This is a genomic window from Halobacterium jilantaiense (genome assembly GCF_900110535.1).
GTDB classification, from domain to species: Archaea; Halobacteriota; Halobacteria; order Halobacteriales; family Halobacteriaceae; genus Halobacterium; species Halobacterium jilantaiense.
In genome coordinates, this window is record NZ_FOJA01000001.1 from 987,606 (window position 1) to 1,001,043 (window position 13,438).

Consider the following 13,438-nt stretch of genomic DNA (forward strand, 5'->3'; position numbering starts at 1 on the left):
GCCACAAACCACCCTCGGGCGTAGGAGCGAGCAATGGACGCGCTGTCGCGGTACGAGCCGATTATCGAGGACTTCGAGGCGTTTCTGTCGGCCTGCGAGCGGCCGCTGCCGACGACGGTCCGCGTGAATCCGCTGGCGGTCGGGGTCGACCGGGCGGTCGACGCCCTGGAGGACGAGGGCGTGGCAGTCGAGCGCCGGGACTGGCACGAGGGCGTGCTGGAAGTGGACACGGGGAAGCCGGGGAACACGTGGCCGTACGTCCACGGCTGGCTGCACGGTCAGGAGGAAGTCTCCTGTGTGCCGCCGCGCTTGCTCGACCCCGAGCCCGGGGACATGGTGTGGGACGCGTGTGCGGCTCCGGGCGGGAAGACGACGCAGCTCGCCGCCGAAATCGCCGACGAGGGGTTCGTGGTGGCGAACGACGACAACCTCGGCCGGCTGTCGGCGCTGCGCGGGAACTGCGACCGGCTCGGCGTCACGTCGGCGGCGGTGACGAACACCGACGCGCGGCGCGCGACCCTGGACGCGTTCCCGGACGTCGACGCCTTCGACGCGGCGCTCGTGGACGCGCCCTGCACCTGCGAGGGGACGATTCGGAAGAACCCGGACGCGCTGGACGGCGCGGGGGCGTCCGCGAGCCGGAACCTCGGCCGCCTGCAGGCGGACATCCTCGAACGCGCCGTCGAACTCACCGGCGATGGCGGCGCGGTCGTCTACTCAACGTGCACGTTCGCGCCCGAGGAGAACGAGGCCGTCGTCGACGAGGTGCTGGACCGAACGGACTGCCGGCTGGTCGCGTTCGACGTGGGCCTCGACTCGTCGCCCGGGCTGACCGAGTGGGACGGCGAGTCGTACGACGACAGCCTCGCTCGGGCGCGGCGGTACTACCCCCACCAGAACGACACGGGGGGGTTCTTCGCCGCGAAACTGGAGGTGACCGCATGAGAGACAACGTGAGCCGCGAGTTCGACCGGCTGCCCGCGACAGCCGACGACCGCGAGGTCGAAGGGCGGCCGAGCCGCGAGGCCGTCGTCGACTGGTGGGTCGACCGGTTCGGCGTCCCCCAGGACACCTTCGACGAGTACACGTTCTGGGAGAAGGGCGCGGGGAAGGTGTGGGCGCTCCCGTTCGACCCCGGGACGCCAGTGCCGGTGGAGGCGCTGGGGCTGAAGGTTCTGCGCACCCGGCAGGAGCACTGGAAGCCGACGACAATTGCCGCCCAGCGGTTCGGCCGCGAGGCGACCCAGAACGTCGTCGAGTTGGACCGCGAGCAGGCTGGGGTGTTCCTCGCGGGCGAGGAGCAGGACCTCGACTGGGACGGCGACTGGGGGTACCTCGTCGCCGCCCACGAGGTCGCCGGACGCGTCGAACCCATCGGTGTCGGGCTGTTCACCTACGGCACGCTCCAGTCGATGGTGCCGAAGGGCCGTCGGCGAGAGTTCGACGCGGACTGACGGCTACCGATCCGAGGAGACGTAAACCAGACGTTCGAATGGGAGGGAGGTCGCTGTTGAACGAGGTAGCGGCAATGGACGGGAAACAAAGGCGGAGTACAAATGATTTACCCTGCTAAACGAGATGTTCTCTACCGCCGGAACTTAGAAACAAGATTTCAAACTTGAAATTAATGCGTGTGTGGATAGATTAAATCTGAGGCAAACAATAGATTCAGGTGACCTATGAGTTTTAGAATTATGTTCTGCGACGACTTGGGGATTTTAGAGGGTCGCATAGCCGACGCTTTCGGTTCTATCGTTGATGCTCGTCTACCAGCCAAGGTCATTGTGAACGGCGAGTACATACCACCGAACAGCCAAAGCTCGACCCTTCCACAGGGATACAACGACTTACTGAGCATATACCAGTTCACGAAGAATGCGGGAGAGTTCCTCACCTCAGATGATCAGACGGTAGAATTGTATCCCGAGTTCTTAGACGATCAAAATAAGCTACTATTCTCAAACGATGGTGGAGACGCCGTCAAAATAGCCTGGGAGTATACCAGAATTGACTACGAGAGGACCGCTGTAATTCCACGGCCCGAATTCGCGGGCGAGATACAACAAACTGGCCGCGAATTCGTCGACCTCGCACGGAATGTGGTGTTTCCCTACGCTGAGGACAATCCACTCTGGGCCAAAGAGTACGGGGTCAGTCAGGGAGTAGCCGTTGACCGTCCACATATAGATGACCTCGAGGAAACGTTGGACGAGGTGGCAGAAGCGTTCGATTCGGCGGAGTGAATAAAGTATGGAGCAACCACCACACGCCTGACTGGAGGGTGGCAGAGACTTCTCATTCGCCAAAATGAATACAACCCAAACATTCTTTCAAGCCTCCTGCCGACCATCTCGGTCGTGAGAGTCCGGGAGATGACCGGAGTGAGCTACCACAGTGAGTGACGGTATCACCATCGAGTTCGGGCCGGTGGAAAGGTTCGTGTGGCGCGGGATGGCACGGGCTGGTCCAGTGGACACGGACTGGCGGCTCCGGCTCCGCGTCAACGGAGAGTATTTGCCGCCGATGGATGAGTTCCACATCGACGGCAAGTACAACGTAACGCTGCCGCCGTACAACGTCATCAAGGCGGGTGCGGAGTTCGTGCTGAGCGACAATCGGACAGCGGAGTACTCTGTAGGCCGCATCGATTGGAATCCCAACGACGCCAGCTTCACCTTCCGGCGACACGAATCCGGGGTCGACCTCTGTCTTACATACGTCAGGCGCGGTTTCTGGGCGACAGTTTCCGAGCGGGCGTTTGCCACGGAACTCATCCGGAGTGGTCGCGAGTACCTTCGGCTCGCCAGAGATGAGGTCATCCCGAGGACGCTCGAAAACACAAAATTGCACGAGCAGGAAGCCGAGTTACACCGCGAAGACCTCGACGAACTCGAAGCACTCCTCGACGACTTGGAGGACACCATCGCAGACCTCAACGAGTAGCGTGATAGCGATGCGTGTTGGCTTCGATATTTTTCCACACACTCTCGAAACGATAACGTCGAGCCCGACAGAACAGACGCGACCATGAGCGTGCGGATCGAGTTCGAGAAGGAACTGGACTCAGTTTTGCCGAACCTCAAAGTCGGAACACTAGCGGACGCGATGATACCGACGAGAGTCGTAATCAACGACGAATGCGTCCCACCGGAGGACCACGGACCCAGAGAGGAGTACAACGACGTATTCAGTGTATACATGGTGGTTAGGAATCTCACAGAATTCTTAGCGTCGAACGACGAGGTGGTGACACTCACTCCGGCCTTCCCCGATGACGACAAACAGATGCGACTCGAGAAACTCGATGAGTCGCGTGTCAAAATTGACTGGGAGTACTCGTATCCAGACTTCGAGCACACGGAAGTCGTCGACCGGAATGCGCTCGGCTCCGAGTTACTGGCCACCGGGCGCGAGTACATCCAGTTCGCCCGTGAAGTGGTCTTTCCACATGCGGAAGCGAACCCGGATTGGGCGGGCGAGTACGGCAAAGTCTACCAACTCGATATCGACCGAGAGTACATCGACGAACTCGAAACGCATCTCGACGACGTAGAGAAGATGCTGGCAGACTTCGACGAGTAGCGTGGTGGGCCCCAAATCTGACAATGAGTGTGCATATTGAATTCAAAGAGGAATTAGAAGGGCTCTCATCAGAGCTCAATATCTGGTCGCTGGCGGACATACGGATGCCCACCAGAGTCGAAATCAACGGTGACTGCGTCCCGCCGCAGGGCGAAATGAATCGTCCCGGGAAGTACAACGATTTGTACAGCATTTACATTGTCATAAAGAAGATTACGGAGTTCCTATCGTCGAGCGAGGAAGTAACACGTTTCCTTCGGGCTCGCCGTCCGGTGGACGACGAGCTGCGATTCGAGAAACTCGACGAGTCCAGAGTGAGAATCGATTGGGGGTACCATCCACACTACGAGCACACGGAAGTCGTCGGCCGGGACGCCCTCGCTTCCGAGGTGCTCGCGACTGGCCGGGAGTACATCCAATTCGCCCGCGAAGTCGTCTTCCCATACGGCGAGGCGAACCCCGACTGGGCGGGCGAGTACGGCAAAATCTATCAACTCGACCAAGACAGAGAGTTCATCGACGAACTCGAAGCAGTACTCGACGAGTTTGAAGCCGCCGATACGCCAGAATGACCGCAGAATTTGAGTTGGACTTCATCACGGACGTGGAAGCGTACATTAAGCGAGTGAAGATGGCTGGTGGGGCAGGCGGATTCGGTTTGGAGACGGTTCCAGTGTCAGTCCGTGTCCACGGCGAGTACGTCCCCGAGGAAGGTTGGCACAAGCGAGCTCCTGAGGGATTCAATAATATCCTCTCGCTCTGGTCGTTAATCACCGAGAGTTCAGAGGTGCTGACCTCTGATATGGAAGACAAGCAGATTCACTACGGACCGATAATAGATAGCCACAAGGAAATGTTCGTCATCCTGACTGATTGCGAAAATGATGGAAAAGTGGGGCTTGAGTGGGGCGGCGCTGACGCCTTTGAGGCCGAACAGACAATCGATCGGGAGACGTTCGCCACCGAAATCCTGACTACCGGCGAGGAATTTGTGAAGTTTATTGAAACTGAGGTCATCCCGTACTGCGAGGATCACCCCAATACGCTTGGAGTTCGGGATATACGCATGTTCCTCCCGGATTTCAAGGAGCCCGTCGAGGACCTCGCGAATCACCTGGGACGCCAGCCAGCCTGGCAGAACGACTCGTAACCGGATTCGACCAATTCTAGCGTCGCCGTTCCTCCTCTGGCCCGGTCACTGCTCGCGGAGCGTCCCGCCACTGAGTCCTTCCCACTCGACCCGGTAGCCGAGCCGGGAGAAGACGGCGCTGGCGTCGTCGACGCCGTGGTCGGCGACGACCGCCTCGGCGTCGTCCTTCGAGAGCCCGGCGGCGAGGTCGGCGTCGATTGCGTCGAGCACGTCGGGACGGACGAGCGTGCGGCCAACGCGCTCGTGGTCGGGGAAGCCGACATCCTCGATTGCGTCCTCGCTGACGCCGTGGCGGGCCGCGAGGTCGGCCAGCGTCACCGCGTCGTCGTCGGGGGCGAGTTCGGCTGGGAGGGTGCTGGCCTGCTCGGCGACGAGGTCGGCTTCGAGGTCGCGGAGCGCGTCCACGACGTCCTTGACCCGCACCGACCCGGAATACTCGACGACCCGGTGGTCGCGGGCCGCGATTTCCTCGCCGACGCCCAGCGACTGGTCGACCGCGACGAGCAGCGTCTCGTCGGTCTGGTCGAGCTGGTCGAGTTTCTTCGCGACGTACTCGGGCGTCCAGAACCCCATAATCTCGAAGTAGACGCGGGCGTCGCCGTGGACGTACTCGAAGGCGAAGTCCGGCACCATCAGGCGCTCGCCGGCCGCGAGCACGTCGGGCTCGCGGACCAGCGTCCAGTCGAGGTCGAGGCTCTGGAAGCGCTGGGCGAACTCGCGCTCGACGCCGCTGTCGAACGACACCTCGGCCACGGGGTCGGCGTCGGGCACCGCGAGGTCGTCGTCGGTGAGGACGAGGTGGCGCTCCGTGCTGCGGTCGTCGACGGTCGCCTCGACCCGCCAGTCGGCGGTCTCGGCGACGGTCCGCAGCACGCGCGCGAACCGGGTGCCGTACCGGCGCGTGTGCCGGAAGACGGCGTCCGGCCCCGTCAGCACGACCTCGCGGCCCTCGTCGGTCGGGACGACCTCGTACAGCAGGCCGAGGCGTTTGACCGCCGAGACCAGCCGCCGGGGGTCCGAGCACCGTACCCGGACCTCGGTGGCGTCGAACAGCGCCGTCTGGGCCAGCGAGAGGTTGTACTGCGCGACCAGGCTCGCGGGCGTCCAGCGGTCGGGGACCTCGACGAGCACCTCCCGGGTCTCGCGGTCGGCGTACAGCGCGTCGGCGAGGTCGTCCGGCGAGAGATCGCCGGGGAAGCGACCCGCGGCCTCGGCGAGCGCCGTCTCGCGCTTGTCCTCGCAGACGACGCCCACGTCTTCCGCGGCGTCGAAGGCCGTCCTGCGGGCGCGCTCCGGGTCGACCGGAGACTGGACTTCGAAGCGGGCGTCGCGCTCGACGAGGTGCGCGAACCCCCGGACGAGTTTGAAGTCCTCGGCCTCCCCTTCGAGGTCGCGAAGCGCGTCCCGCAGCGCGCCGCGCTCCTCGCCGACGTGGCCCTGGAACACGCCGAGCACGCGGCCGGCCAGCGCCTCGTCGTCCCCCGTTGCGAACTGGGGGTGGTAGCCGCCGCCCGCGCGGGACACTCGGAGGAGGTCCTTCGTGAGCACACCGACAGTTGGCGACCGGGCGTGAAAAGGATGGCAGAAGATACTTGCCACGCGCCCGGAATCTCCGGGTATGAATCGGCGGACCCTGCTCGGGCGGGCGGCCGCGGCGGCGGGCGCGAGCCTCGCGCTCGCCGGCTGCCTGCGGGACGGCGCTGACGACGAAGTGCTGGAGGTCGTCGACTCGGAGTTCGGCGAAGACGACGAGGGGTACCTCCAGTACACCGTGACCGTCTCCAACCCCAGCGACCGCGCGGCGTCGGGGACGCTGTACGTGAACAGCGAGCTGAACGACAACCCAATCACGAAAGTGCAGGAGGTGTCGCTGGACGCGCACTCGACGCAGAGTGTCACCGTCACGTACGACGTGAAACGCGACGAACTCTCCGGGAGCTTCAGCCCGGAGGTCGACCTGCAGGAAGACGACGACTAGCGCCGGCGGGCGGCCACGCGCTCTTCTGCGGTGTCCGCGCTCACGAGTTCGTACAGCAGCGCGCGCCCGCCGTCGTCTTTCGGCCGGAGGATGCGGCCGAGGCGCTGCGTGAACTCGCGCTCGCTGCCGCTGCCGGCGACGACGACGGCGACGTTCGCGTCCGGCACGTCGACGCCCTCGTCGAGAACGTTGGCCGTCACGACCCGCGAGTAGTCGCCGCGCCGGAAGCGGTCGAGGATGTCGTCGCGCTCGCTCGCCGTAGTCTCGTGCGTGATTGCGGGAACGAGGAACCGCTCCGAGAGCCGGTAGACGAGGTCGGTGGATGCTGTGAAGACGATGACGCGGTCGTCGCGGTGGGCGTCGAGGATGGCTTCGAGTTCCGCGACCTTGGCGTCGCTCTCGCGAACGATGCGGCGGGCGCGCTGCTTCGCGAGCAGCGCCTCTCGCGCCCGGGGGTCGGTGCCCGAGCGTTTGACGAGTTCCTGGTAGTCGCTGCCGGACCGGAACTGGATGTTCGACTGCGTGAGGTAGTCCGTGAACGTCCCCTGGGCGTCCTCGTAGGCCGCGCGCTCCTCGTCGGTGAGCGGGACTTCGAGGCGTTTGACGTCGTAGTCCGCGAGGTGGTCGCCCGCGAGGTCGTCCACGTCGAGGTCGTAGACGAGCGGGCCGACCAACTCCGCGACGACCTCGTGCGCGCCGTCCGGGCGCTCGAACGTCGCTGTGAGGCCGAGACGGGCGGGCGCGGCGAGCATGCGGGCGATGTCCCGGAACCCCTCGCCGCCGAGGTGGTGGACCTCGTCGAAGACGACGAGTCCGAAGCGGTCGCCGAGGTCCTCCGCGCGCAGGTACGCCGAGTCGTAGGTCGCCACCGTCACGTCGCCGACGACCTGCTCGCCGCCGCCCAGCTGTCCGACCTCGCAATCGAACTCGGCGGCGAGTTCGCGCCGCCACTGCACCAGGAGGTCGATGGTCGGGACGACGACGAGCGCGGCCTCCCCGACCGCCTCGATGGCCTTCAGTCCGATGACCGTCTTCCCCGACCCCGTGGGGAGTTCGAGGACGCCCCGGCGGTCGCTGGTCGTCCAAGCGTCCAGCGCGTCCTGCTGGTACCCTCGGAGTTCGTAGTCCGAGGCGACGGCGAGCGGGGCGGCATCGAGGGCGTCGTCCTCGTAGTCGACGCCCCGGCCGTCGAGTGCGGCGACCACGTCGGCGTACCGCATCGCGGGTGCCCGGCCCGTGGCCGTGCGTTCGTCGAACGCGACGCCCGGGAGACTCGTCACGTCGAATCCGTCGCCGTCGCTCTCGACGCGCAGCGTCCCGTCGGCGAACGCGAGTCGGACCGTCACACTCCGGCGTGAGCGCGGGACGCACTTAGTCGCCGCGGGCCGTCGCGCCGTCCCGAAATCCGTAAACGGTCGCGGCCCCCTCTCCCGGATATGAGCGAAGACGCCGAGCACGCGGCCGAGGCGGCCGACGCCGACGGGACGGCCGCGGGCGACGAGGAGCAGGCAGCCGACGCCGAGGACACGCTCGCCGAGCGCGTCCGGGCGGCGGCCGGCGACGACCTCGGTGACGAGGTCGCCGACCTGGAGGCCCGCGTCGAGGAACTGGAGCGCGACCTCGACGAGGCGGAGACCGAGGTCACGGACCTCACGGAGCGCCTGCAGGCCAAGCAGGCGGAGTTCAAGAACTACAAGCAGCGCGCGAAGCGCAAGCAGGAGGACATCCGGGAGCGCGCCACCGAGGACCTCGTGGAGCGCCTGCTGGACGTCCGGGACAACCTCGGCCGGGCGCTCGACCAGGACGGCGACGGCGAGAGCATCCGGGAGGGCGTCGAACTCACGCGCAAGGAGTTCGACCGCGTGCTGGACAGCGAGGGCGTCTCCGAGATTCGCCCCGAGGCGGGCGACGAGGTGGACGCGACGCGCCACGAGGTGATGATGCGTGTCGACAGCGACCACCCCGAGGGCACCGTCGAAGACGTCTACCGGCCGGGCTACGAGATGGCCGGGAAGGTGCTGCAGACGGCGCAGGTCACCGTCAGTGACGGGACCAGCGAGAGCGACGACGACAGCTAGGCAGCCGGAGCGAGCGACGACGAGTGACCGGGACCGCGGGAGGGCGATACGGTAGTCCACCGGTTCGACATAAATTCCCCGGACAACCGGTGGTCGCGCGCGCTGAATCGCCGGACTACGGGCGTCTCCGGCGTCGTGGGAGTCGGTCACACTAGCAAGGCTTAAACGGAAAACGCCGCTACACTTCTGGTAACATGGCGACCGAGAAGATTCTGGGCATCGACCTCGGCACCACGAACAGCGCGTTCGCGGTGATGGAGGGCGGTGACCCGGAGATCATCGTGAACGGCGAAGGCGACCGAACGACGCCGTCCGTCGTCGCGTACGACGACGGCGAACTGCTCGTCGGGAAGCCGGCGAAGAACCAGGCCGTCCAGAACCCCGGTGAGACGGTCGCCTCCATCAAGCGCCACATGGGCGAGGGCGACTACACCGTCGAACTCGGCGGCGAGGAGTACACGCCCGAGGAGATTTCGGCGCGCATCCTCCAGAAGATCAAGCGCGACGCCGAAGAGTACCTCGGCCACGACGTCGAGAAGGCCGTCATCACGGTACCCGCGTACTTCAACGACCGCCAGCGGCAGGCGACGAAGGACGCCGGCGAAATCGCCGGCTTCGAGGTCGAGCGCATCGTGAACGAGCCGACCGCCGCGTCGATGGCGTACGGCCTCGACGAGGACCAGGACCAGACAGTCCTCGTCTACGACCTCGGGGGCGGCACCTTCGACGTCTCCATCCTCGACCTGGGCGCGGGCGTCTACGAGGTCGTCGCGACGAACGGCGACAACGACCTCGGCGGCGACGACTGGGACGAGGCCATCATCGACCACCTCGCCGACGAGTTTGAGGCCGACCACGGCATCGACCTCCGCGAGGACCGGCAGGCCCTCCAGCGGCTCACCGAGGCCGCCGAGGAGGCCAAAATCGAGCTCTCCAGCCGCAAGGAGACCACGGTCAATCTGCCGTTCGTCACGGCGACCGACTCCGGCCCGGTCCACCTCGAACAGGACATCACGCGGGCGACCTTCGAGAGCATCACGCAGGACCTCATCGAGCGCACCGTCGGCCCGACGGAGCAGGCCCTCGAGGACGCCGGCCTGAACAAGGGCGACATCGACGAGGTCATCCTCGTCGGCGGGTCCACGCGGATGCCGCAGGTCCAGGACAAGGTCGAGGACCTCGTCGGTCAGGAGCCGAAGAAGAACGTCAACCCCGACGAGGCCGTCGCGCTCGGCGCGGCAGTTCAGGGCGGCGTGCTCTCCGGCGAGGTCGACGACATCGTGCTCGTCGACGTGACACCGCTCAGCCTCGGTATCGAGGTGAAGGGCGGACTGTTCGAGCGCCTCATCGAGAAGAACGAGGCTATCCCGACGACCGCCTCGAAGGTGTTCACGACCGCCGCGGACAACCAGACGAACGTCCAGATTCGCGTGTTCCAGGGCGAGCGCGAGATCGCCGACGAGAACGAGTTCCTCGGTGACTTCCACCTCTCGGGCATCCCGCCCGCGCCCGCCGGCACGCCCCAGATCGAGGTGACGTTCGAGATCGACGCCGACGGCATCGTGAACGTCGAGGCCGAGGACCAGGGCTCGGGCAACGCCGAGTCCATCACCATCGAGGGCGGTGCCGGTCTCAGCGACGACCAGATCGAGGAGATGCAGGAGGAGGCCGAGGCGCACGCCGAGGAGGACGAGGAGCGTCGCCGCCGCATCGAGGCCCGCAACGAGGCCGAGACGGCGATTCAGCGCGCCGAGAACCTCCTCGACGAGAACGAGGAGCTCGTCGACGAGGACCTCGAATCCGAGGTCGAGGCCGCCATCGAGGACGTGCAGGAGGTCCTCGACGAGGACGAGCCCGACGCCGACGACCTCGAAGCCGTCACCGAGGACCTCAGCGAGACGCTTCAGGAGATCGGCAAGCAGGCCTACCAGCAGGAGGCCCAGGCCGGCGCGGCCGGCGGTGCTGGCGGTGCCGGCGCGGGCGGCATGGGCGGTATGGGCGGCGCTGGCCCCGGTGGCATGGGTGGAGCCGGCCCCGGCGGCGAGGACGGCGACGGCGAGGAGTACGTCGACGCCGACTTCGAGGACGTCGACGACGACGAGGAGTAAGTCGCCGGCTGCGACGCCAAGGAATCGCTTCCCCGGTGTATCCCACCCGGCGAGCGTCGTACTGACGGGAGACCGAGGACAGAAAACTTTTCCCCGAGAGCGTTGGCGTTTCGGGCATGTCGGAAGTCGCGCTCGTCGCTCGCTGGCTGCTGTTCTACGCCGGGCTGACGCTGGCCGGGCTGCCGGTCGCGCGGCTCGCGTTCCCGTCGGCACCGGACGACGGTGCCGGGTTCGCGCTGCCCGTCGCGACCGGCGTCGTGACGATGACTGCGTTCTACATCGGGCAGTTCTCGTTCGGACCGTGGACGGCGCTCGCGAGCGTCGTCGTGCTCGCTGCGCTCGGCGGGCTCGCCCACGTCGCGGGTGAACGCCGCGGCCGCGGCGGCTACGCCTGGCGTCGGGCCGCCGGCGCGTTCGGGGTGTTCGCCGCGGGGTTCCTGTTCGTGCTGTCGTTCCGGGCGATGAACCCCGTGATGAGCGGATGGGGCGGCGAGAAGTTCCTCCACACCGGGCTCCTGAACGCCATGCTGCGAACCGACGCGCTCCCGCCGGAGGACATGTGGTACGCCGGCGAGGCGGTGCGGTACTACTACGGGCTGCCGACGTTCAACGCCGTCGCCGCCCTGTTGACCGACACCAGCGTGGAGTACGTCCACAACCTCACCATCGCCGGCTACTTCGGGACGCTCGTCGTCGCCGCGTACTCGCTGACCGGCTGGCTCACGCACGACCGCGGCTACTCGCGGCGGCTCGGCGGCGCGCTCGGCGTGTTCTTCGTCGCGCTCGCCGGGAACACCGTCACCGTCGTGCGGTTCGCGCTGAACCAGTTGCCCCGGGACCTCGCCGTCGAGTACGGTCGCGCGGCGTTCAACGTGAACCGAGCCGACTACCCCCAGGTGCTGTTCGAACAGGGCAGCCTCGGGACGTGGGGCTGGTGGGACACCCGGTACGTCGTCGAGGGCACGCTCCAGGAGTTCCCGCTGTACTCGTTCGTGAAAGCCGACATGCACGGCCACACCGTCACCACGGGGTTCCTCGTGCTGTCGGCGGCACTCGCGTACGCCTACGTGCAGACGCCCGAAGACAGGCGGGGGCGGCGGCTCGCCCTGCTGTTCGGCGGGCTCGGTGCGGTCGCTGGCTACTTCGGCGTGACGAACACGTGGTCGATGCCGAGCGCCGTCGGGATGGCGTGGCTGGCGTGCGTCTACGCCGACCCGCACCCCGCTACGCTCCTCCCGGGGAGCCTCGGAACCAGCGTCCGGGCGCTCGCTCCCGACCCCAACGAGTCTGCGCTCGCGCGGGTCGTCGCCGAGGCGTGGCGGACCGTCCTCGCGGCCGTCGTCGCGGTCGGCGTCGGCGTCACCGGGTACGCGCTGGCGTCGCCGTTCCTGCTGGCGAGCGTCCCGCCGAACGACGGCGTCGGGCTGTTCCCGCCGCGCACGACGGCGGTCGGCGTGCTCCTGCTGTACGGCGCGCTGCTCGCGCTGTTCGTCGCGTATCTCGTCACCCGGTACGCCGCCATCGAGGACGCCAGCGCGAGGGGCGTCGCGCTCGCCGCTGGCGGACTCGTCGCCGCCGTCGCGGTCACCACCCAGCTCGGCGACCTCGGCGGCATCGCCGTGCTCCTCCCGGTCGTCGCCGCCGCCTGGATAGCGATGCGCACCCGTGCGTCGACGGGCTTCGAGACGACGCTCGTCGTCGCCGGCGTCGGCCTCCTGCTCTCGATGGAACTCGTCCACGCGAAGGTCCACCCGTTCGAGCTGGCGCGCTGGAACACCACGCTGAAGGTCGCCATCCAGGGCTGGGTGTTCGCCGGGCTCGCCGCCGGCCCCATCGCCGCCGTGCTGCTGCGGGACGTCTACGACGCCGCAGGCGGCCTCTCGCTGGACTCGATTCGGGAGTCGGCTGGGCCCGCGCTCTCCGTCAGCGTGGTCTCGGTCGTCCTCGCGTTCGTGCTCGTCGCGTCCTCAATGTTCGCGCCGCTGGTCGTCGCCACCGACGTCGTCGAACCCCACGACGCCGGCGTCGAACCGACTCTCGACGGCTACGCCGAACACCGTGCCGACCACCCGGAACAGGTCGCCGCGATGTCGTGGTTCAAGGAGGCGGTCGGCGAGACGCAGTCCGTCCTCTGGATGGAGCGCGAGACCGGGCACCCGACGTTCGTGGAGAAACCGGGGCTGAGCAGGGGCTGGCAGAACCCCGTGTCCACGCTCACCGGGCTGCCGACCGTCGCCGGCTGGTTCCACGAGACCGGCTACCGGGGCGACGCGCCCTACGAGCAGCGCGTCAGCGACGTCAGCGTCCTCTACGAGACGACCGACGACCGCTCGCGGGCCGCCCAGCTCGCGAAGTACGACGTCCAGTACGTCTGGGTCGGCCCCCTCGAACGCGAGAACTACGACGTCGCCGACCTCGGTGCCGACCCCGGCATCGAGCCCGTCTACGAGAACGACGCCGTCACCATCTATCGCGTGACCCACGACGACCTCGCCGGCGTCACCGACGGCGCGAACGCGTATCGGCCGTAAGCGGTCGTTTC

The 13,438-nt window shown here is 66.6% G+C and carries 13 protein-coding genes; 11 read left to right on the forward strand and 2 right to left on the reverse strand.

All coding sequences use genetic code 11. The features are described 5' to 3' along the window. The first annotated feature begins 33 nt into the window (after positions 1-33). From BMW35_RS05075 to BMW35_RS05105, 7 genes are all read left to right on the forward strand, one after another. Entirely contained in the window at positions 34-945 is a 912-nt protein-coding gene (locus BMW35_RS05075; RefSeq protein ID WP_089668292.1) for an RsmB/NOP family class I SAM-dependent RNA methyltransferase, read from the forward strand. Next, positions 942-1,454, forward strand: a complete 513-nt coding sequence (locus BMW35_RS05080) for a DUF7122 family protein (RefSeq protein WP_089668293.1) — start codon at positions 942-944, stop codon at positions 1,452-1,454. The genes BMW35_RS05075 and BMW35_RS05080 overlap by 4 nt, the downstream gene beginning before the upstream one ends. 240 nt (positions 1,455-1,694) lie before the next feature. Beyond that, positions 1,695-2,243 (forward strand): hypothetical protein, encoded by a 549-nt coding sequence (locus tag BMW35_RS05085; RefSeq protein ID WP_089668294.1) that lies wholly within the window; start codon positions 1,695-1,697, stop codon positions 2,241-2,243. A gap of 151 nt (positions 2,244-2,394) precedes the next feature. Next, on the forward strand, positions 2,395-2,943 hold the full coding sequence (locus BMW35_RS05090) for a hypothetical protein (RefSeq protein WP_143052153.1): 549 nt from the start codon (positions 2,395-2,397) through the stop codon (positions 2,941-2,943). Between the two features lie 84 nt (positions 2,944-3,027). Continuing rightward, positions 3,028-3,582, forward strand: a complete 555-nt coding sequence (locus BMW35_RS05095) for a hypothetical protein (protein ID WP_089668296.1) — start codon at positions 3,028-3,030, stop codon at positions 3,580-3,582. Between the two features lie 23 nt (positions 3,583-3,605). Then, entirely contained in the window at positions 3,606-4,154 is a 549-nt protein-coding gene (locus BMW35_RS15290; RefSeq protein ID WP_177170775.1) for a hypothetical protein, read from the forward strand. A gap of 14 nt (positions 4,155-4,168) precedes the next feature. Next, positions 4,169-4,732 (forward strand): hypothetical protein, encoded by a 564-nt coding sequence (locus BMW35_RS05105; protein ID WP_177170776.1) that lies wholly within the window; start codon positions 4,169-4,171, stop codon positions 4,730-4,732. Positions 4,733-4,777: 45 nt separating this feature from the next. Here BMW35_RS05105 and BMW35_RS05110 read toward each other — a convergent pair whose 3' ends face one another. Then, positions 4,778-6,280: a DUF790 family protein gene (locus BMW35_RS05110; protein WP_089668299.1), complete on the reverse strand. Its 1,503-nt coding sequence runs from the start codon at positions 6,278-6,280 to the stop codon at positions 4,778-4,780. Positions 6,281-6,350: 70 nt separating this feature from the next. On the opposite strand from BMW35_RS05110, the gene BMW35_RS05115 reads away from it, so the two are divergent. After that, a complete protein-coding gene (locus tag BMW35_RS05115) occupies positions 6,351-6,710 on the forward strand; it encodes a hypothetical protein (protein WP_089668300.1) in 360 nt (119 codons plus the stop codon). Here the strand turns inward: BMW35_RS05115 and BMW35_RS05120 are convergent. Continuing rightward, positions 6,707-8,056, reverse strand: coding sequence for a DEAD/DEAH box helicase (locus tag BMW35_RS05120; protein WP_089668301.1), 1,350 nt, complete (start codon positions 8,054-8,056; stop codon positions 6,707-6,709). The genes BMW35_RS05115 and BMW35_RS05120 overlap by 4 nt on opposite strands. 90 nt (positions 8,057-8,146) lie before the next feature. Between BMW35_RS05120 and BMW35_RS05125 the strand changes: the two genes are divergently transcribed. The 3 genes from BMW35_RS05125 to BMW35_RS05135 all read left to right on the forward strand — a co-directional run bounded on the left by BMW35_RS05125 (position 8,147) and on the right by BMW35_RS05135 (position 13,427). Beyond that, positions 8,147-8,788 carry a nucleotide exchange factor GrpE gene (locus BMW35_RS05125; protein ID WP_089668302.1) on the forward strand — a complete coding sequence of 214 codons (642 nt, stop codon included), beginning with the start codon at positions 8,147-8,149 and terminating at the stop codon, positions 8,786-8,788. 194 nt (positions 8,789-8,982) lie between these two features. After that, positions 8,983-10,896 carry a molecular chaperone DnaK gene (gene dnaK, locus BMW35_RS05130; RefSeq protein ID WP_089668303.1) on the forward strand — a complete coding sequence of 638 codons (1,914 nt, stop codon included), beginning with the start codon at positions 8,983-8,985 and terminating at the stop codon, positions 10,894-10,896. A 116-nt stretch (positions 10,897-11,012) separates the two neighbouring features. Continuing rightward, entirely contained in the window at positions 11,013-13,427 is a 2,415-nt protein-coding gene (locus BMW35_RS05135; protein ID WP_089668304.1) for a DUF2298 domain-containing protein, read from the forward strand. The last annotated feature ends 11 nt before the right edge of the window (positions 13,428-13,438 follow it).

Coding starts and splice junctions, on each gene's coding strand:
- BMW35_RS05115 (WP_089668300.1), top strand. CDS start 6,351: ATGAATCGGCGGACCCTGCTCGGGCGGGCGGCCGCGGCGGCGGGCGCG.
- BMW35_RS05080 (WP_089668293.1), top strand. CDS start 942: ATGAGAGACAACGTGAGCCGCGAGTTCGACCGGCTGCCCGCGACAGCC.
- BMW35_RS05095 (WP_089668296.1), top strand. CDS start 3,028: ATGAGCGTGCGGATCGAGTTCGAGAAGGAACTGGACTCAGTTTTGCCG.
- BMW35_RS05085 (WP_089668294.1), top strand. CDS start 1,695: ATGTTCTGCGACGACTTGGGGATTTTAGAGGGTCGCATAGCCGACGCT.
- dnaK (WP_089668303.1), top strand. CDS start 8,983: ATGGCGACCGAGAAGATTCTGGGCATCGACCTCGGCACCACGAACAGC.
- BMW35_RS05125 (WP_089668302.1), top strand. CDS start 8,147: ATGAGCGAAGACGCCGAGCACGCGGCCGAGGCGGCCGACGCCGACGGG.
- BMW35_RS05135 (WP_089668304.1), top strand. CDS start 11,013: ATGTCGGAAGTCGCGCTCGTCGCTCGCTGGCTGCTGTTCTACGCCGGG.
- BMW35_RS05075 (WP_089668292.1), top strand. CDS start 34: ATGGACGCGCTGTCGCGGTACGAGCCGATTATCGAGGACTTCGAGGCG.
- BMW35_RS15290 (WP_177170775.1), top strand. CDS start 3,606: ATGAGTGTGCATATTGAATTCAAAGAGGAATTAGAAGGGCTCTCATCA.